An 18,172-nucleotide genomic window follows, 5' to 3' on the forward strand; every position below is an offset into this window, starting at 1 on the left:
GGGTCAGTCGACCCCCAACATCACCTCGGTGGACTTGACGAGCACGGTCGTCGGGGTGCCGGGCTGCAGCCCGAGCTCCTCGACCGCCTCCTTCGTGATGGAGGCCGTGACGATCTGCTCACCGCCGTCGAGCTTGACCTTGACGGTCGCCATGACCGCGCCGATCGACACCTCGGTGACCTTCCCAGTGAGCTGGTTGCGGGTGGATAGACGCATCGCGAGCCTCCGTCGATCAGTGGGTTTGGATCGACGTTAGTCGCTCATGGCCGGGGGTAGCATCCGTTACACAACTCAAAACGTCGATGACGCATTGTGGGAGAACCTCCGATTCCGGAGGTGCCGTAGGTGCAAATCCTCTCCGGGAAACTCTCAGGCCCAATACCGCAGTGCCGAGGCAACTCTGGAGAACAGCGTGCGTATCCGTCGCGCTTACCGAAGGGGAAAAGGCGCCATGCGCCGAAGCTCTCAGGTTTCAGGACAGAGCGGGGAGGTGTCACCAGACGACGCATCGCGTCACCGCGATGCGCGAAATTGGAGTCATCTCATGGCGGTCAGTGTGTTCGATCTGTTCTCGATCGGGATCGGTCCCTCGAGTTCACACACGGTTGGCCCGATGCGGGCGGCCGGCATGTTCGTCGACGAACTCGTCGGTCGCGGCGTGGTTGACCACGTCGCCGAGGTCAAGGTGGACCTGTTCGGTTCGCTGGCGGCGACGGGTGCCGGTCACGGCACGATGCCGGCCATTCTGCTGGGTCTGGAGGGCTACCGGCCCGAAACGGTCGAGACCGACGAGATGGAACGACGACTTGCGACCGTTCGCAGCCAGGGCAAGATCTCGTTGGCCGGCCGGAGCATCATCGCGCTGACCGAATCCGACATGCATCTGCAACCGGACCGTCGGCTCACCCAGCACCCGAACGCCATGACATTGACGGCATTCTCGTCCGGTGGTGACACGGTCCACCTCGAGACGTACTTCTCGGTCGGCGGCGGTTTCGTCGTCACCGAATCCGAGCCGGACCAGCGTGAGACGGGACGAGGCGCCGACGGGTCCTTCCGCACAGCCGCCGAGTTACTCGCCCTGACCGAGCGCGACGGACTGTCGGTGAGCCAGGTGATGATGCGCCACGAATGCGTGTCCCGTAGCGAAGTCGAGGTGCGGGACCGTCTCCTGCGCATCCGTGACGTCATGGTCTCGTGTCAGGCCCACGGGATGTCCCGGGATGGCTACCTGCCGGGCAACCTGAAGGTCCGCCGTCGGGCCAAGGACTGGTACGTCCGGCTCAATGCCGAAGACCCACAGCGTGATCCGTCCTTCGCCGAGGACTGGGTGAACCTGGTCGCGCTCGCGGTCAATGAGGAGAACGCATCGGGCGGCCGGATCGTGACCGCGCCCACCAACGGTGCGGCCGGGATCGTCCCGGCGGTCCTGCACTATGCGTTGCGTTACACCTCGGCCGGAATTGCGGATCCGGACGACACGACCGTCCGCTTCCTGCTCACCGCCGGTGCCATCGGTTCGCTGTACAAGGAGCGGGCCTCGATTTCGGGCGCCGAAGTCGGGTGTCAGGGTGAGGTCGGATCCGCAGCGTCGATGGCTGCCGGAGGCCTCGCCGAAATCCTGGGCGGCACACCGCAACAGGTCGAGAACGCTGCCGAGATCGCCATGGAACACAGCCTCGGTCTGACCTGCGATCCGATCGGCGGCCTGGTGCAGATCCCATGTATCGAACGCAACGCCATCTCGGCGGGTAAGGCGATCAACGCGGCCCGCATGGCACTGCGGGGCGATGGCACCCACCGGGTGAGCCTGGATCAGGTGATCGAGACGATGCGTGCCACCGGAATGGACATGAGCGCCAAGTACAAGGAGACATCCATGGGTGGCCTGGCGGTCAATGTTTCCGTCAACGTCGTCGAATGCTGACGGCGATGGCTACCGGGAAATTTCTCGGAATCCCGGGAACAAATCCGCCAAAACCCCCGTTGACCACACCGACAGCAAGTTGAGCGCGAGTGACTCAAGTCTGGGTTGACAATCTATGCCCTCCCGGAGCAAGCTTGAGCGCAGTCCGCTCAGACCCCTATCTCTATCAGGAGGCAACACCATGGCTCGTGCGGTCGGTATCGACCTCGGGACCACCAACTCATGCGTGGCGGTCCTGGAAGGCGGCGACCCCGTCGTCGTCGCAAACTCAGAGGGCTCCCGGACCACCCCGTCCGTCGTCGCATTCGCGCGCAACGGCGAGGTGCTGGTCGGTCAGCCCGCCAAGAACCAGGCAGTGACCAACGTCGACCGGACCATCCGTTCGGTCAAGCGCCATATGGGCACCGATTGGGCCGTCGAGATCGACGGCAAGAACTACACGGCGCAGGAGATCAGCGCACGTGTGCTGATGAAGCTGAAGCGTGATGCCGAGGCCTACCTCGGTGAGGACATCACCGACGCGGTCATCACCGTGCCGGCGTACTTCAACGACGCTCAGCGTCAGGCAACCAAGGAAGCCGGGCAGATCGCCGGCATGAACGTGCTGCGCATCGTCAACGAGCCGACCGCGGCCGCCCTGGCCTACGGCCTGGACAAGGGCAGCAAGGAACAGACCATCCTGGTCTTCGACCTCGGTGGCGGCACGTTCGACGTCTCGCTGCTGGAGATCGGCGACGGTGTCGTCGAGGTGCGTGCCACCTCCGGTGACAACCACCTCGGTGGCGACGACTGGGACGACCGGATCGTCGAGTGGCTGGTCGACAAGTTCAAGGCCACCAGCGGCATCGACCTGACCAAGGACAAGATGGCCATGCAGCGGCTGCGTGAGGCTGCCGAGAAGGCCAAGATCGAACTCAGCTCCTCGCAGAGCACCTCGATCAACCTGCCCTACATCACCGTCGACGCCGACAAGAACCCGCTGTTCCTCGACGAGCAGCTGACCCGCGCCGAGTTCCAGAAGATCACTCAGGATCTACTGGACCGCACCCGTCAGCCGTTCCAGTCGGTGATCAAGGACGCCGGCATCTCGGTCGGCGAGATCGACCACGTGGTGCTGGTGGGTGGCTCCACCCGCATGCCCGCCGTGACCGACCTGGTCAAGGAAATGACCGGCGGCAAGGAGCCCAACAAGGGCGTCAACCCCGACGAGGTTGTCGCGGTGGGTGCTGCGCTGCAGGCCGGTGTGCTCAAGGGCGAGGTGAAAGACGTTCTGCTGCTTGACGTCACCCCGCTGTCCCTCGGTATCGAAACCAAGGGTGGCGTGATGACCAAGCTCATCGAGCGCAACACCACCATCCCCACCAAGCGGTCGGAGACCTTCACCACCGCTGACGACAACCAGCCGTCGGTGCAGATCCAGGTCTTCCAGGGTGAGCGCGAAATCGCTTCGCACAACAAGCTGCTCGGCTCCTTCGAGCTGACCGGTATCCCGCCGGCCCCCCGCGGCGTGCCGCAGATCGAGGTCACCTTCGACATCGACGCGAACGGCATCGTGCACGTCACCGCCAAGGACAAGGGCACCGGCAAGGAAAACACGATCAAGATCCAGGAAGGCTCCGGCCTGTCCAAGGAAGAGATCGACCGGATGATCAAGGACGCCGAGGCGCACGCCGACGAGGACAAGAAGCGTCGCGAAGAGGCTGACGTCCGCAACCAGGCCGAGTCGCTGGTCTACCAGACGGAGAAGTTCGTCAAGGAACAGCGTGAGGCCGAGGGCGGGTCGAAGGTTCCCGAGGACACCTTGACCAAGGTCGACGGCGCGATCGCCGAGGCCAAGACGGCGCTGGAAGGCTCCGACATCTCCGCGATCAAGGACGCCATGGAGAAGCTCGGTGTCGAGTCGCAGGGTCTGGGCCAGGCGATCTACGAGGCCACCCAGGCTGAGCAGGCTGCCGGTGGACCCGATTCGGGTGCCGCCGCCGCGGACGACAACGTGGTGGACGCCGAGGTTGTCGACGATGATCAGGAGACCAAGTGACCGAGAACGATTCGCACGAGCCGGTGACCATCACCGACAAACGGCGCATCGATCCCGACACCGGTGAGGTTCGTGAGCAGGCGCCGGCCCCTGGTGGGCCGGCGCCCGCCGCCTCCGATGCCGGTGCGCCGGCGAGCGACAGCGACGAGGTTGCCGAGCTCAAGGCCACGCTGCAACGCGTGAAGGCCGAATACGACAACTACCGCAAGCGGGCCCTGCGTGATCAGCAGGTCACCGCCGACCGGGCCAAGGCCACCGTGATCACCCAGTTGCTGGGAGTGCTCGACGACCTGGACCGGGCCCGCAGCCACGGTGACCTGGAATCCGGGCCGCTCAAGTCGGTTGCCGACAAACTCGTCGGTGCCCTTGAAGGACAGGGCCTTTCCGGGTTCGGCGCCGAGGGAGACGAGTTCGACCCCTCGCTGCACGAAGCCGTACAGCACGAGGGCGAGGGCACCCACCCCGTCGTCGGGACCGTGATGCGCCGGGGATACCGGATCGGCGACCAGGTGGTCAGGCACGCCCTCGTCGGCGTGGTCGATACCGTGCCCGAGGCGGAAGCCGGCACTGATTCCCCGTCGGGGGCAGCGGATAACGCTGACACCGCCGGCGATCAGGCCGCAGAATCAGACAATTAGTCCAACCAACTAGAGAGAAGAGGTAAGGAGGTGGCGCATGGCCCAACGCGAGTGGGTCGAGAAGGACTTCTATAAAGAACTCGGCGTCTCCTCTGACGCCAGCGCCGACGAGATCAAGAAGGCCTACCGGAAACTGGCCTCCGAACTGCATCCCGACCGCAATCCCGATGCGGGAGCGGCCGAGCGGTTCAAGGCGGTTTCCGAGGCGAACAGTGTTCTCTCGGACCCCGCGAAGCGCAAGGAGTATGACGAGACCCGTCGGTTGTTCGCCGGGGGTGGACGTCGGTTCGACCAGGGCGGGAACTTCAGTGGCGGATTCGGTTCCGACGGAGCCGAATTCAACCTGGGGGACCTGTTCGACGCGGCCGGCCAGAGCGGCGGCGCCAACATCGGTGACCTTTTCGGCGGGCTGTTCGGGCGCGGTGCGCAACCACGCCCGAGCCGGCCCCGCCGGGGCAACGACCTGGAAACCGAAACCGAGCTGTCCTTCCTGGAAGCCACCAAGGGCGTGGCCATGCCGCTGCGGCTGACCAGCCCGGCACCGTGCACCAACTGCCATGGCAGCGGTGCGCGGCCGGGCACCAGCCCGAAGGTGTGCCCGAACTGCAACGGCTCCGGTGTGGTCAACCGCAACCAGGGGGCGTTCGGATTCTCCGAGCCCTGCACCGAATGCCGGGGCAGCGGCTCGATCATCGAGCACCCCTGCGCCGAATGTCAGGGCACCGGCGTCACCACCCGAACCCGCACGATCAACGTGCGGATCCCACCGGGCGTCCAGGACGGTCAGCGCATCCGGCTGGCCGGCCAGGGTGAGGCCGGGCTACGGGGTGCGCCCTCGGGCGACCTCTATGTCACCGTGCATGTGCGTCCGGACAAGGTGTTCGGGCGTGACGGCGACGACCTGACGGTCAGCGTTCCGGTCAGCTTCCACGAATTGGCGCTCGGGACAACGCTTTCCGTTCCCACCCTGGACGGCAAGGTCGGTGTGCGCGTGCCCAAGGGCACCTCCGACGGCCGGATCCTGCGGGTGCGCGGACGCGGGGTACCGAAACGCTCCGGCGGCCACGGTGACCTGCTGGTCACGGTGAAGGTTGCAGTGCCGCCGAACCTGGAAGGTGAAGCGGCAGAAGCGCTGGAGGCGTATGCGAAAGCCGAACGGGCCAGCGGATTCGATCCGCGGGCCGGATGGGCAGGCAACATATGAGCCAGCGCAAAGACGAAGCCCGCACGTTCTTGATCTCGGTGGCCGCCGAGCTGGCCGGTATGCACGCGCAGACCCTGCGCACATACGACCGGCTCGGCCTGGTCAGCCCGCAGCGCAGTTCCGGCGGCGGGCGCCGCTACTCCGAGCGTGACGTCGACCTGCTCCGTGAGGTGCAGCGGTTGTCACAGGACGAGGGCGTCAACCTGGCCGGGATCAAGCGCATCATCGAACTCACCAATCAGGTTGATGCACTGCGCACTCGGCTATCCGAGTTGAACCAACAGGTCGAGCAACTCAGTGCCAACCAGCGTCATGAGGTGTCGGTGGCGTCCAAAGCGGTGGTCCTGTGGCAGCCCGGAGCCGCCCGGCGGCGACATCTGCCGTAGGGCCGCCCGGCGGCGACATCTGCCGTAGAGCCGCCCGGCGGCGACATCTGCCGTAGGTGCGGCGCGCGTTAGCCGATATTGATCGAAAAGGTGGCCGTCTCCGGACTTCCGGGGGCGGCCATTTTGTAATTCCCGCGGCGTAGCGCGTCGGTCGGGGCGGCCATCGGCTCGATGCCCACCACGCTGTCGCTGAGCGGAGCGAAGAGTTGCGCAGCGCTGTAGCCCTGGCCGAAACTGACCTCCACCCGCTGCGCCCCGCCGGTCAGCGTGAACACCGCGCCTTCGCCGACATCGTCGAATCCGTCGTCGAGCTCGGTGCTGCCCAGGCGCTTCGCTCCTGCCGGCCACTCCTCGGATGCTTGGGTGGGAAGGCCTCGGTCATCCACGAGCAGATGCCGCATCGCGGGGGTCTGCAACTGCCAATCCTCGCGCGGCACACCGGGAATCGTCACGTAGGGGTGATAGCCGTAGCACAGCGGGACGTGTTGTCGAGCAGTTGGCGTCACGGTGGTGGCCACGGTGAGGGTCCGGTCGGCGAGCGTCACCGCCATCGTGAGGCGGTGGGGGAAGGGGAACGTCGCCAGCAGCCGTGGGTCGGTATCCCAGTCCAGCGATGCCACGAGCGTGTTCTCGGACTGCGCGCTCAACTGCCAGTCCGGGTTGGCGGCGAGCACACCGTGGATTGGCGCCCCGTGCGCGTCGCCCCGTACCCCGTTCGCCCCGGGGGTCACGTCCACCACCGTGTCCGCGACCCGGTATTCGTTGGCGCCCAGGCGATTTGCCCACGGATAGAGGATCGGGATGCCCATCGTCTTGCCGTCGGTGAGGTAGGCCTGCAACCCGCGCCGCTGGCCGAGGTATTCGACGCCGCCGTCGGCCAACGACGTACAGACCATCCCCGCGCCCGGAACGTAGGTGGCCGTCAGCGACGACGACGGGTCAGACAAGGTGACTGGTTGAACCTCGGCCATGGCGCCAGTCTGGCACCCTCAGCGCGTCAGCGGGTCGTGCTGGATGCGGTCGGCCGGCGCGCCTCGCTCGACCAGGGCGGCCTTGGTGGCAGTGACCATGTCCGGTCCACCGCAGACCAGGATCTGCCGATCGCCCCAATTGCCGAATTTCGTCACCACCTCCGCCAGCGTGCCGGTCTGGCGCACGTGTAGCCCTCGCGGCGGGCGGACATCGGGATACTGACCGGCCCAGGGGGGATCGGTGCTGTACTCGGATACCGGGGTCACTGACAGCCACGGATTTGTCGAGGCGATGTGCCACAGCGTTTTCAGGTCGTACAGGTCGCACGGATAGCGGCCACCGAAGAACAGGTGCACGCGGGGGTTCTCGCCGTGCAACGTCATGTCCATGATGATGTTGCGCAGGGGGGCCAGGCCCGTGCTGCCGGCCACCATCAGCACATCTTCGCCGTCGCGATCGACATGCAACCCGCCGTGCGGGCTGGACAGCCGCCAGCGGTCCCCGATCTTGGTCTCGGCGACGACGGCGGTGCTCACCATGCCGCCCGGGACAGACCGGATGTGGAACTCGATGGCTCCGGAGCGGTCGGAGGGAATGGCCGGGCTCAGGTAGCGCCACCGCCGCGGCCATTGGGGCACCTGGACGGTGACGTACTGGCCGGGGTGGTAGAACAGCGCCTGGTCGAGCTGCAGCCGGATCACCGAGACGTCGCGGGTGACCCGGTGGTGTTCGATGACGGTGCCGTCACAGTAGGCCGGGGATTCCTCGGCGTCGGCCGCGCCGCGCATCACGCCGATGATCAGGGCCACGGCATCGCGGGTAGCTTCGGCCAGGGCGTCATGCCAGTCGGACACGAGGTGGTCATGCAGCGCGTTGTACAGCGCATCGTGCATGGAGTCGTAATGGCTCTGCGTCACCCCATATTTGCGGTGGTCTCTGCCGAGCTGGGCCAGGAACGCCACCGGCTCCTCGGCGCGCTGGGCGATCAACTCTCCGAACAGCCAGGTCAGGGCGCGTCCGAAGACATCACGCTGGGTGTCCATATCGGGGGGGAACAGATCGCGGGCGGAGAGGTCGGTGGCGAACCACCGGGTGTAGAAATCGCGGATCAGGGGCGCTGCACCCTGCTCGGGGTCGACGGCGTTCTGCAGTGTCTGCAGCGCGTCACGGTCATCGAGTCCCACGGAGCTGCATCATAGGCGCGGTACGGCCCGGCCGCCGCAAAGCGGCGCTGATCAGCAACATCAGCCCGACGATCGCCCAGCAACTGAGCACGATGATCGCGGTGTCGGCGCCGGCTCCGTCGAAGTAGGCGGTGGACCGCAGCAGGGTGGCAGTGGCGCCCTGCGGCAGCAGCTGGCCGAGCTGGCCCCAGTCGGACGGCAGCATTTCCGGTGCAGAGGTCAGCCCGGACAGCGGGTTGCCGAGCAGTAGGGCCAACGCCGCGCCCACGCCCAGTCCGACCTTGCCGAACAGCGATCCCAGGCCGAGCATTAGCAATCCGGCGGCGGCGATCCCCAAGGTCAGCCCCGCGGCCACGCCCCACAAGTTCGAGTCGATCGAGCCGAATACGTACTGGAGTAGGGCCGCGACGGTGGTGCCTGCGACCGCGGCGAACACGATGGTGGCGGTCAGGCGGGTCCACACCTCGCGGCGCAACATCAGGGTGAGGGCCACGGCAGGCAATATGCCGGCCAGTGTGATCGGCAGGGCGGAGGCGGCCAGCCCGGTCCCGCGCGGATCCTGGTTGGTGGGCGGGGCAAGGTCCTCGGTGTGCAGGGCGACTCCTGAGTGTGCAGCGATGCCGCTACCGATCTGGGTGAGCAGTTGGGCGACGGCCGGGCTGCCTCCGGTGGCGGTCGCAGGGTCGGGCTTTCAGGGCCGAAGGCGATGCCGCCGTAGAGGTTTCGGTTGAGTATTGCCTCACGCAGGGCGGCCTCACCGGGGTAGTAGGTGAGCTTGAACGCGCCGGGGGCCTGCTGTTCGAGGCGCTCGGCGATCTGGCTGGTGGCGGCCTGGGGTCCGGCCGCACCGATCGGGACGTTATGGGGCTTGGACCGTGATGCCGGCAGGGCGAAGGCGATGGCCACGATTGCGATCGCGACGGTCAGCGCGGAGACGATGCCCATGGCGCGCAGGGTGGCGGGTGGCGCGTGTTCGGGTGCTGCGTGACGGACGGCCGTGGGCATCTGTGTCGAGAGCATCGTTTCCTCTTTTCATCCACTGTTGAATTAATCGGTTGAGGTGAGAGTAAGCCCTGCAGAGGCAAGATTTCAATAGGTGTTGAAATGATAATGTCGACGTATGGCTTCACCTGGGAAAACTGCTACGCGCCGAGGGCGTCGCCAGGGCGACCCGGTGTCTCGCGACGCCGTGCTGGCGGCAGCCAAGCTGCGTTTCGCGGCCGAGGGCTACGAGAAGACGACACTGCGCGGGATTGCGTCGGACGCGAACGTCGACGCGTCGATGGTGCTCTATCTGTTCGGGTCGAAGGCCGACCTGTTCCGGGAGTCCCTGCGGCTGATCCTCGATCCCGACGTGCTGGTGGCGGCTCTGGAAGGGCCGGAGGGGGAGATCGGTGAACGAATGGTCCGCGTCTATCTGAAGATGTGGGAATCGCAGGACACCGCAGCCAGCATGCGGGTCATGCTGCAGTCCGCGACATCGAATTCCGATGCGCACGTGGCATTTCGAACGTTCATGCAGGATTACGTGCTCGCCGCGGTGTCAGGCGTACTGGGTGGCGGTGAGCAGGCTCGGCTGCGGGCCATGCTCGCCGCGTCGAGCCTGGTCGGTACCGCGATGCTGCGCTACGTGATGGAGGTCCCGCCGTTGGCGACACTCGACGGTGAAGACATCGTGCGACTGCTCGCGCCGACGGTGACCCGCTACCTCACCGCCGATGCGGGTGAGCTGGGGTTGCCGGCGCTGTAGGCGGTCGGTTCTTACTTGCCGAACGTCGCGCTTGCGGCCACCTTGGCGTACTGCCCCACGACCTTGCTGACCTCGAAAGAGTTCGCTACCGCGTTGGCGTTCATCACCGACATCTGTCCGGCAGCAAGAGGTACTGAGCCGGCGACAGCTCCGACCTCAATTGCCAATGCGACGGCAGGACCTTGCGGACCGGAGACCTTCGCAATCATGGCGGGCAGGATCGCATAGCCGAGGACAGTCGCGCATGTGCCGAGGAACGAGCGCGTCTGATCGACTTGACTCGCCTGTTTGCTCACGATTGCTTCCAAGGCCTTGTCGGCTTCCGCAATCGAGCGCGCGCGGTCCTGCTGTTTAGCGTCTTGGCCCGTGTAGGCCTGCGAGGCGTCGCCTTGCCACCCGGACGTCGGCTTCGCCGATTCCAGGGTGTCATGGACTTGGCCCAACTGCTCTGCGCCCTGCCCGAACCTGTCGCCAGTATCCGGATTGCCGATTCCGCAAGTGAGAGTCATACCCTGGATGCCCAACAGGCCGACGTTGATGATGGGAGTTGCGACAGACTTCCCGATGAGCATCTGCACGAGCCCAATTGCGTCGGAACCCAGCCCGAGCTTGTCCCCGGCTTCGTCGTGAGACTTCGTGGACCACAGAGTGTTGGCATCCCCGAGATCGCCCAACTTGTCGCTCTTGCCGAGAGTCTTGCTTACTTGCTCCGCGGCATCCCAAAAGCTCATTCTTGTCTGGTCCTTCCTTCGCTGGGGCGAGCCTAACAGCATGCCAACATGTTGCTACGCACCAATTTTGGGTGTTCAAAACGCGGCTTCGGCGTTCTCTGTGGCAACCCTGAATGCGCTGACGGCTGGTGTCTAGGCTGACGGCACACTCATCGGGCCCACCGCGAGAACGGCGCTAGCGAATCGAGATGGTCATACAGAAAGTGTGCAAAAGTGGTGGCCAGCAGCAGCGTAGGCATTGGTGGGGACGTGGGATGCGCACAGTCGAGCCGGTAATCGAAGGTTGCGTACATGAACATGGCTTCGAGCTTGGCTTGGTTCCGTTGACTATGCACCCGTCCGACCTCTGTGCTGGTGTCGTAAATCGGTTCGTCGAGTTCCAACTTGGTGAACTTGGGGATATAGGAACGTATTTTGGTGGCGCCTAGCGATTGGTCCTGATACTCGAGCTCGAACGAAATTTTGGGGGTTCGGAAGTATTGCCAATACGAGCTGGTCTGCCGAAGGCAACCGAGTTCACGGCCGTCGGGGTCGTGAATGTGCAGACGATGTTTGCCACGACCCAGGAATCCAACGGATCGGATGAACTGCAGCAGTTGAGTTCCATCGGGCTGAACGACCTCGAATACGAGTTCGCTGAGTGCCTCTCCCCCCAGTGGGGGTGCTTTCAGTAGTTGGATCAACGCGAGTAGTTGCCCACGCGGATTCGTAATCGAGCAACGGATATCGGAGCCCGCTCCACCGCGGATTGGTTGGAGGAACAGAGTGGGCTCCCCGAACGGGTACCCGCCCGAAGTCAGCGGCGGGGCAGGGACCTTGGCCGCGGTCGGCGGTTGCATCGGCGGACCAGATGCCACGTGGGCTGTCCACTGCCTGCCGTCGAAGTACCGGATCTGCTGAGTGTTCCAAGGGTCGGTAAACCATCCCGCCTGCGGCGGTGGTGGCACGCTTTCGTTGATGGTCGCCCCTCGGTCAGTCTTCGCGCTCGGTGTGCCGTGCGATGAGCGCGAAGTCGGCCTCGTGGGCCTGTTCCGGTGTGGCGAACGGCATGTTGGTCTCCACGAAATCCCGCGCGTCTCGCAGATCCATGCCCTGCTCGACGAGCATGTTCACCACGCCGACGTGGACGACCGCCGTAGCTTTCGTGGCCGCCACGCCTGCCACAAACCGGATCTCTTCGGCAAGTTGGGATTCGGTCAAGGTGGTTACCTTTGGATCCAGATCGACCTGGGCGACCGACCCGCCGAGGTAGGCCGTCACCGTGACGGTGCCGGGCGGGTTGATCGCCTGGACCACGGGGCCCTGTTCCTCGTCCGCGGTAGCTTCGTCGGCGTCGATGGCGCCGAAACTGTCGTCCTCGTCGTCCTCAACTTCGATGGTGGTGTAGTCGTCGACACCAGCGAAGGGCGATTCGTGGCGGACGTCGCCTACCGAGTAATCCGGCAGAGCGTCGAGTCCGGACATGTCTTCGTCAAGGTTAGGCATGTCGAAGTCGAGTGCGTCCAAACCTCCGTCATCGGAGTGTGAGAACTCATCGCCTGGATCGTGTGTCGTCACGTATCTACGGTCCCGATTCTGGTCGACGGCCTGGCATGAGCCGAGGTAGTTGGCTTGATCGAAGGCTACCGTTCGCGAAGTTGCCTATCGGCAGTGGTGTCAGCGCGGATGCATCTCCTTACTGAGTTTGCCCGACTCTTGCGTGTCCGACTGGTCGTAACGTGACGCTGCCAGTCCCAGTCGGCTCGACAGGCTGGTCGAAACGGAGTTCAAACCAGCGCAGGCAGCAGCACGTGCTGCTTCCGCCGCTGCGACGGCCGCGTTGGCAGCTGAGCAGACGACGCCGTGATTGACCATCATTGACGTGCTGACGCCGTGCGACGCGGCGGCGGCCGCGAGGATTTGTTGTGCGGCGGTGTTCTGTCGCTCCGCAAGTTCGAGCACGTGTGAGGTAATCACGCGCAGTTCGCCGGACATGTGGATCTCCTCGTGTACCTGGTCATCGTCTATCTGTGGGTGAGCCTAACGGGCGACTCAGGCTCACCTGTGCACCAATTTCGGTCGCGAACAGCAACACGGGAGCCGAAGGCGATGTCGTTGATCGCTCAACTGCCCTCAAACTGATTCTGGCCCAAGGACTCCACAAAGCTGGGTCCACGGCGGTCGAGTTCACGCCGGTACTCGTCGGCCCAGGTGCCGAATGGCTTGTGCGCCAGGTATTCATTGCGGAACCGGTCGTCTTCGGACACTTCGGAAACGCAGAACGACGGAATGGCGAGATCGACCACGGGCCCGCCCCGCTCGACTTCGGAGAGCAACAGCGGTGCGTTCCGCCCGAGGAACTGGTCGATGATCCAGCCGTCCTCGCCGAGCCACATCGAATAGCGAACCTTCGCGATCACATGTTCGGACCGGCCGACGATCTGTGCCGCGATCAATGGATCGAGTTCGCGTTCGGCCTCGTAGCGGGTGCCGCCGACGGCGGGACCTTTGGCCGTCATGGTCCCGAGCGATTCATCCCCCAATGCCGCCACGAGCTCGGCGGGAGTCGCATCCAATTCAGCGGGCGCAGGGCCCTGTACACGGACGCGCACCGCGTATCCGTCGGACGCGAAAAGGTAGGCCTGGACGATCAAGGCTGGTGCGGGATCCGATGCAGCCACTGCGGGCAATTCGCGGACAAAGAACTTCCGCTCGAATTCGAAATCACCGAAACCGGATTCGGACATGCGCACACCGTAGCCCGGTCTGCGCCGAAAGCGTCGCCTATAACGCGTGAATTCCCTTGTAGAGCACGAGCAGGCCGATCACCACAAGAATCGCGGCAACCAAGACGGCATGGTTGCGCTCCATCCATTCCTTGAGCCGGGCCAGCGCCGGGTCCAAACGCTCGCCGGACACCGCGTACGCGAGGATCGGCAGCGCCACGGTCGATCCCGCTGCCAGCACGAAATAGAGCCCTGCCGCCCAGACGCCGGGCTGGCCGAGGCCGGCGCTGCCGATGGCCAATCCGGCTGCCGCGCAGATGAACAGCACTTTGGGGTTCACCACCGTCAGTACGGCTCCGGCTGCTCCGGCCTTGATTGGCGTGAGTGTGCTGAGGCTGCTCATCCAACCCGGCATGTGTTCCGATTTCGCCCGGGTGAGAAAACGGAAGGCACCGAAGACGATCAGCGCGGCGCCCACCACGATGCGTAACCACGACGCCCACGTCGGGGGTTCGTCGAGCTCGCCGAGCAGGCCCGAGACGCCGACGAAAATTGCGGTCAGCGCGGCGAGGCCGAGAAACCAGCCCGTGAGGAAGGCCAGGCCGGCCGGTCGAGGGCGCGGGGTGTGCAGCACCAGCACGGCCGGAATGATCGACAGCGGTGACAGGGCCACCACCAATGCCAGCGGGATGAGTTCGGCGAAAACCGAACCCCAGCTTTCCGTCATGGCCGCCCTCTCGATGCAGTACCCGAGCAAAACCTAGCAAGCATCGAGCCACCTGGAGGTGAGTGCTCACCAACGCCCGGTCGCAACGTCCTCGACGGCATCGGCGGCGTGTCCGGGCCCGCCGTGGGCATGGATCTCGTCGCTGATGGCGTCGAGGTTCGCTCGGATCTGCTGATCGGCGGCGATACCGATCACCGCATCGCGGATCTCGGTGACGCTGGGCAGGTGGTCGGCGAGGTGTCGGCCGACGCCGACGGTCTGCAGACGGGCGGCATTGGCGGGCTGATCGACGGCCTGCGGAATCGCCACCATCGGCACCCCGAACCGCAACCCCTCGGTGCATGAGCCCATGCCGGCGTGGGTGATGAAGCAGTCGGCGCGACGCAACACCGCCGGTTGGGGGACGGTCTTGCGTAGCTGAACCCACGACGGAACCGCACCCAAGCCGTCGACGCCGGCGCGTCCGGTGGCCAGTACCAGCCGCCAGCCTTGTCCGTCGAGTGCTTCGATCACGTTGCGGTACACGTCGGCTCGGTCGGTGTAGGCCGTACCGAAGGCCAGCAGGGCCAGCGGGCCGTCGCCGCCCGGCGGGGTCCAGTCGCGCGGATCTTCGCGGCGCGGGTCGATGCACGGCCCGACGAACCGGTAGCGGTCACCGACCCGGTCGGCGTTCCGTTGCATCACGCGGGGGAGCAGTGCCAGGCAACGTTGCGGCAAACCGGTTACGTCGTCGAACGTCAGGCCCGACAGCGAATCGGTCAGCCAGTCATCGAACACCTGGTGGTAGGCCAGGCCGCTGGGGCTATTCAGGATGGGGCCGAGTATCTCGGCCATGTCGTCGTGGTAGCCGTCCCAGGCCACCTCGCTCGGCGACAGCTGAGCTGACGGCACCCCCCACTGCTCGGCGGCCACCGGACCGGCCATGCCGCCGATGTCGTAGAGCACCAGGTCGGGCCGATCGTCATCGAGGGCGGCGTGAACCTGGGGCAACACATGGATCGCCTCGTCGAGGAACATCCGCATGCCGGTCACCGGGTCGCTCTCGTCACCCCAACCCTCCGGTGCTCCCGGAGCGCCCGGGAGCACGGACGTGCACTCCACGACGTCGGCGCCGGTCGGGCGAACCAGCCAGCTCAGGTGGCCGCTGACCAGGTAACTCACCCGATGGCCGCGGCGCGCCAACTCGTGAACCACCGCCAAATGTGGGTACATATGGCTGGGAGCGGACGCGGCGACGACGGCGATGTGCACGCCACCGAGTCTGCCCGCCGAAAATTTTCAGAGTTGAGCGGAACAGACTCAACCTTGACTACGTTGTACATCGCGACAAGCATTTTCTCTATCGAAAAAGGGAGGTGTCGTGGACTCGTTCAACCCGACGACCAAGACTCAGGCGGCGCTGACCTCAGCGTTGCAGGCGGCCAGCTCCGCAGGCAATCCGGAGATTCGGCCCGCCCATCTTTTGATGGCACTGCTCACTCAGAATGAGGGCATTGCCGCACCACTGCTCGAGGCCGTCGGCGTGGATCCCGCGACGATTCGTGCGGGGGCGCAACGACTGCTCGACGAACTGCCCAGCGCCAGCGGCGCCAGCAGCCAGCCTCAACTGAGCCGGGAATCGCTCGCTGCGATCACCACGGCCCAACGCCTGGCCACCGAGATGGACGACGAGTACGTCTCCACCGAACATCTGATGGTCGGCTTGGCCACCGGCGACTCCGAGGTCGCCAAACTGCTGTCCGGACATGGTGCCTCACCCGAGGCGCTCCGCGAGGCCTTCACCAAGGTGCGCGGCAGCGCCCGCGTCACCAGCGCCGATCCGGAGGGCACATATCAGGCGTTGGAGAAGTATTCCACCGACCTGACCGCCGCCGCGCGGGAAGGCAAGCTCGACCCGGTCATCGGGCGCGACAACGAGATTCGTCGCGTCGTGCAGGTGTTGAGCCGCCGCACCAAGAACAACCCCGTGCTCATCGGTGAGCCCGGCGTCGGCAAGACCGCGATCGTGGAAGGTCTGGCGCAGCGCATCATCGCCGGCGATGTTCCGGAAAGCCTGCGCGACAAGACCGTCATCAGCCTGGATCTGGGGTCGATGGTGGCGGGTGCCAAGTACCGCGGTGAATTCGAGGAACGGCTCAAGGCGGTCCTCGACGACATCAAGAATTCGGCCGGGCAGGTCATCACGTTCATCGATGAGCTGCACACCATCGTCGGCGCCGGTGCCACCGGTGAGTCCGCGATGGACGCGGGCAACATGATCAAGCCCATGCTGGCTCGCGGCGAGCTGCGACTGGTCGGCGCGACCACGCTCGACGAGTACCGCAAGTACATCGAGAAAGACGCCGCCCTGGAACGCCGGTTCCAGCAGGTTCTGGTCGGCGAGCCGTCGGTCGAGGACACCGTCGGCATCCTGCGCGGACTCAAGGACCGCTACGAGGTGCACCACGGTGTGCGCATCACCGACTCCGCTCTTGTTGCGGCTGCGACTCTTTCGGACCGCTACATCACCTCGCGCTTCCTGCCGGACAAGGCGATCGACCTGGTCGACGAGGCCGGATCCCGGCTGCGTATGGAGATCGACTCCCGGCCCGTCGAGATCGACGAGGTCGAGCGGCTGGTCCGGCGCCTGGAGATCGAGGAGATGGCGCTTGAGAAGGAGGAGGACGACGCCTCCAAGGAGCGGCTGGAGAAGCTGCGCGGTGAGCTGGCCGATTACAAGGAAAAGCTGGCGGAACTGACCACCAGGTGGCAGAACGAGAAGGGCGCCATCGACATCGTCCGCGAGTTCAAGGAGCAGCTGGACACCTTGCGCGGCGAGGCAGATCGCGCCGAGCGCGACGGCGACCTGGCCAAGGCCTCCGAGCTGCGCTACGGGCGTATCCCGGAGGTCGAGAAGAAACTCGACGCCGCATTACCGGTGGCCGAGGCTCGCGAGAACGTGATGCTCAAGGAAGAAGTCGGCCCCGACGACATCGCCGAGGTGGTGGAGGCGTGGACCGGTATTCCGGCCGGGCGGATGCTCGAAGGCGAGAGCGCCAAGCTGCTGCGCATGGAGGAGGAGCTGGGCAAGCGCGTCATCGGTCAGAAGGCCGCGGTGACCGCCGTGTCGGATGCGGTGCGCCGCACCCGGGCCGGGGTGGCTGATCCCAATCGGCCGACGGGTTCGTTCATGTTCCTGGGCCCGACCGGTGTCGGTAAGACCGAGCTGGCAAAAGCGTTGGCGGAGTTCCTGTTCGACGACGAGCGCGCCATGGTCCGCATCGACATGAGCGAGTACGGCGAGAAGCACTCGGTGGCTCGACTGGTCGGTGCGCCTCCGGGCTACATCGGCTATGACCAGGGTGGTCAGCTCACCGAGGCGGTGCGGCGGCGTCCGTACACGGTGGTGCTGTTCGACGAGATCGAGAAGGCCCACCCGGACGTGTTCGACGTGCTGCTGCAGGTGCTCGACGAAGGCCGGTTGACCGACGGCCAGGGCCGGACAGTCGACTTCCGCAACACGATCCTGATCCTGACCTCCAACCTGGGTGCCGGTGGCACCGAGGAGCAGGTGATGGCGGCGGTGCGGGCGGCCTTCAAGCCGGAGTTCATCAACCGGCTCGACGACGTGATCCTGTTCGACGCACTCGACGAGGAGCAGCTCGTCTCCATTGTTGACATCCAGTTGCAGCAGCTGCAGAAGCGGCTGGCGCAGCGCCGGCTCAACCTCGAGGTGTCGTTGCCCGCCAAGGCATGGCTGGCCGAGCGTGGTTTCGACCCGCTCTACGGTGCCCGCCCGCTGCGTCGCCTGGTGCAGCAGGCCATCGGCGATCAGTTGGCCAAGATGCTGCTGGCCGGCGAGGTGCACGACGGCGACGTGGTGGCGGTCAACGTCACCCCCGACGGCGAAGGCCTGGTGCTGGGCTGAGTT

17 protein-coding genes, 1 pseudogene and 1 riboswitch are annotated in these 18,172 nt (G+C 65.4%); of the genes and pseudogenes, 7 read left to right on the forward strand and 11 right to left on the reverse strand.

Annotated elements, in window-relative coordinates; genetic code table 11:
* Positions 1 to 3: 3 nt before the first annotated feature.
* Entirely contained in the window at positions 4 to 216 is a 213-nt protein-coding gene (locus tag HBE63_RS29225) for a molybdopterin-binding protein (protein WP_166908506.1), read from the reverse strand.
* A 174-nt stretch (positions 217 to 390) separates the two neighbouring features.
* A riboswitch (glycine riboswitch) is annotated at positions 391 to 491 on the forward strand.
* A 53-nt stretch (positions 492 to 544) separates the two neighbouring features.
* Between HBE63_RS29225 and HBE63_RS29230 the strand changes: the two genes are divergently transcribed.
* The 5 genes from HBE63_RS29230 to HBE63_RS29250 all read left to right on the forward strand — a co-directional run bounded on the left by HBE63_RS29230 (position 545) and on the right by HBE63_RS29250 (position 6,193).
* On the forward strand, positions 545 to 1,927 hold the full coding sequence (locus HBE63_RS29230; protein ID WP_166908508.1) for an L-serine ammonia-lyase: 1,383 nt from the start codon (positions 545 to 547) through the stop codon (positions 1,925 to 1,927).
* Positions 1,928 to 2,108: 181 nt separating this feature from the next.
* Positions 2,109 to 3,965 (forward strand): molecular chaperone DnaK, encoded by a 1,857-nt coding sequence (gene dnaK / locus HBE63_RS29235; RefSeq protein WP_166908510.1) that lies wholly within the window; start codon positions 2,109 to 2,111, stop codon positions 3,963 to 3,965.
* Complete coding sequence (gene grpE / locus HBE63_RS29240) at positions 3,962 to 4,603, forward strand: nucleotide exchange factor GrpE (protein WP_166908512.1); 642 nt, start codon at positions 3,962 to 3,964, stop codon at positions 4,601 to 4,603. Before dnaK ends, grpE begins: the two co-directional genes overlap by 4 nt.
* A 37-nt stretch (positions 4,604 to 4,640) precedes the next feature.
* Positions 4,641 to 5,807 carry a molecular chaperone DnaJ gene (dnaJ, locus tag HBE63_RS29245; protein WP_166908514.1) on the forward strand — a complete coding sequence of 389 codons (1,167 nt, stop codon included), beginning with the start codon at positions 4,641 to 4,643 and terminating at the stop codon, positions 5,805 to 5,807.
* Positions 5,804 to 6,193 carry a heat shock protein transcriptional repressor HspR gene (locus HBE63_RS29250; protein ID WP_166908516.1) on the forward strand — a complete coding sequence of 130 codons (390 nt, stop codon included), beginning with the start codon at positions 5,804 to 5,806 and terminating at the stop codon, positions 6,191 to 6,193. The genes dnaJ and HBE63_RS29250 overlap by 4 nt, the downstream gene beginning before the upstream one ends.
* Positions 6,194 to 6,261: 68 nt before the next feature.
* Here the strand turns inward: HBE63_RS29250 and HBE63_RS29255 are convergent, their stop codons facing one another.
* The 3 genes and pseudogenes from HBE63_RS29255 to HBE63_RS29265 form a co-directional block, all read right to left on the reverse strand.
* Positions 6,262 to 7,164, reverse strand: a complete 903-nt coding sequence (locus HBE63_RS29255) for an aldose 1-epimerase (protein WP_166908518.1) — start codon at positions 7,162 to 7,164, stop codon at positions 6,262 to 6,264.
* 18 nt (positions 7,165 to 7,182) lie between these two features.
* Positions 7,183 to 8,349 (reverse strand): FAD-binding oxidoreductase, encoded by a 1,167-nt coding sequence (locus HBE63_RS29260; RefSeq protein WP_166908520.1) that lies wholly within the window; start codon positions 8,347 to 8,349, stop codon positions 7,183 to 7,185.
* Positions 8,336 to 9,369 (reverse strand): annotated as a pseudogene (locus tag HBE63_RS29265) (ABC transporter permease). The gene HBE63_RS29260 and the pseudogene HBE63_RS29265 overlap by 14 nt, the downstream one beginning before the upstream one ends.
* Positions 9,370 to 9,469: 100 nt before the next feature.
* Here HBE63_RS29265 and HBE63_RS29270 point away from each other — a divergent pair.
* Positions 9,470 to 10,099 (forward strand): TetR family transcriptional regulator, encoded by a 630-nt coding sequence (locus tag HBE63_RS29270; RefSeq protein ID WP_166908522.1) that lies wholly within the window; start codon positions 9,470 to 9,472, stop codon positions 10,097 to 10,099.
* Positions 10,100 to 10,110: 11 nt separating this feature from the next.
* On the opposite strand, the gene HBE63_RS29275 is transcribed toward HBE63_RS29270, so the two are convergent.
* The 7 genes from HBE63_RS29275 to HBE63_RS29305 form a co-directional block, all read right to left on the reverse strand.
* Positions 10,111 to 10,830 (reverse strand): EspA/EspE family type VII secretion system effector, encoded by a 720-nt coding sequence (locus tag HBE63_RS29275; protein ID WP_166908524.1) that lies wholly within the window; start codon positions 10,828 to 10,830, stop codon positions 10,111 to 10,113.
* Between the two features lie 149 nt (positions 10,831 to 10,979).
* Positions 10,980 to 11,777, reverse strand: coding sequence for a DUF2510 domain-containing protein (locus HBE63_RS29280; RefSeq protein ID WP_166908526.1), 798 nt, complete (start codon positions 11,775 to 11,777; stop codon positions 10,980 to 10,982).
* Between the two features lie 25 nt (positions 11,778 to 11,802).
* Positions 11,803 to 12,387, reverse strand: a complete 585-nt coding sequence (locus HBE63_RS29285) for a hypothetical protein (protein WP_243858365.1) — start codon at positions 12,385 to 12,387, stop codon at positions 11,803 to 11,805.
* Positions 12,388 to 12,486: 99 nt separating this feature from the next.
* Positions 12,487 to 12,804, reverse strand: a complete 318-nt coding sequence (locus HBE63_RS29290) for a type VII secretion target (RefSeq protein WP_166908528.1) — start codon at positions 12,802 to 12,804, stop codon at positions 12,487 to 12,489.
* Positions 12,805 to 12,932: 128 nt separating this feature from the next.
* Positions 12,933 to 13,556, reverse strand: coding sequence for a hypothetical protein (locus tag HBE63_RS29295; protein WP_166908530.1), 624 nt, complete (start codon positions 13,554 to 13,556; stop codon positions 12,933 to 12,935).
* A 37-nt stretch (positions 13,557 to 13,593) separates the two neighbouring features.
* The gene (locus tag HBE63_RS29300) at positions 13,594 to 14,262 is read right to left on the reverse strand and encodes a GAP family protein (protein ID WP_166908532.1); all 669 of its coding nucleotides are present in this window, start codon (positions 14,260 to 14,262) and stop codon (positions 13,594 to 13,596) included.
* Between the two features lie 66 nt (positions 14,263 to 14,328).
* Positions 14,329 to 15,513 (reverse strand): macrolide family glycosyltransferase, encoded by a 1,185-nt coding sequence (locus HBE63_RS29305; protein ID WP_243858366.1) that lies wholly within the window; start codon positions 15,511 to 15,513, stop codon positions 14,329 to 14,331.
* A 109-nt stretch (positions 15,514 to 15,622) separates the two neighbouring features.
* On the opposite strand from HBE63_RS29305, the gene clpB reads away from it, so the two are divergent.
* Complete coding sequence (clpB, locus tag HBE63_RS29310; RefSeq protein WP_166908534.1) at positions 15,623 to 18,169, forward strand: ATP-dependent chaperone ClpB; 2,547 nt, start codon at positions 15,623 to 15,625, stop codon at positions 18,167 to 18,169.
* Positions 18,170 to 18,172: the final 3 nt, after the last annotated feature.

The sequence above is a fragment of the Mycobacterium sp. DL440 genome (assembly GCF_011745145.1).
In the GTDB taxonomy this organism is placed as follows: domain Bacteria; phylum Actinomycetota; class Actinomycetes; order Mycobacteriales; family Mycobacteriaceae; genus Mycobacterium.

Coding starts and splice junctions, on each gene's coding strand:
- HBE63_RS29225 (WP_166908506.1), bottom strand. CDS start 216: ATGCGTCTATCCACCCGCAACCAGCTCACTGGGAAGGTCACCGAGGTG.
- HBE63_RS29230 (WP_166908508.1), top strand. CDS start 545: ATGGCGGTCAGTGTGTTCGATCTGTTCTCGATCGGGATCGGTCCCTCG.
- dnaK (WP_166908510.1), top strand. CDS start 2,109: ATGGCTCGTGCGGTCGGTATCGACCTCGGGACCACCAACTCATGCGTG.
- dnaJ (WP_166908514.1), top strand. CDS start 4,641: ATGGCCCAACGCGAGTGGGTCGAGAAGGACTTCTATAAAGAACTCGGC.
- HBE63_RS29250 (WP_166908516.1), top strand. CDS start 5,804: ATGAGCCAGCGCAAAGACGAAGCCCGCACGTTCTTGATCTCGGTGGCC.
- HBE63_RS29255 (WP_166908518.1), bottom strand. CDS start 7,164: ATGGCCGAGGTTCAACCAGTCACCTTGTCTGACCCGTCGTCGTCGCTG.
- HBE63_RS29270 (WP_166908522.1), top strand. CDS start 9,470: ATGGCTTCACCTGGGAAAACTGCTACGCGCCGAGGGCGTCGCCAGGGC.
- HBE63_RS29275 (WP_166908524.1), bottom strand. CDS start 10,830: ATGAGCTTTTGGGATGCCGCGGAGCAAGTAAGCAAGACTCTCGGCAAG.
- HBE63_RS29290 (WP_166908528.1), bottom strand. CDS start 12,804: ATGTCCGGCGAACTGCGCGTGATTACCTCACACGTGCTCGAACTTGCG.
- HBE63_RS29295 (WP_166908530.1), bottom strand. CDS start 13,556: ATGTCCGAATCCGGTTTCGGTGATTTCGAATTCGAGCGGAAGTTCTTT.
- HBE63_RS29300 (WP_166908532.1), bottom strand. CDS start 14,262: ATGACGGAAAGCTGGGGTTCGGTTTTCGCCGAACTCATCCCGCTGGCA.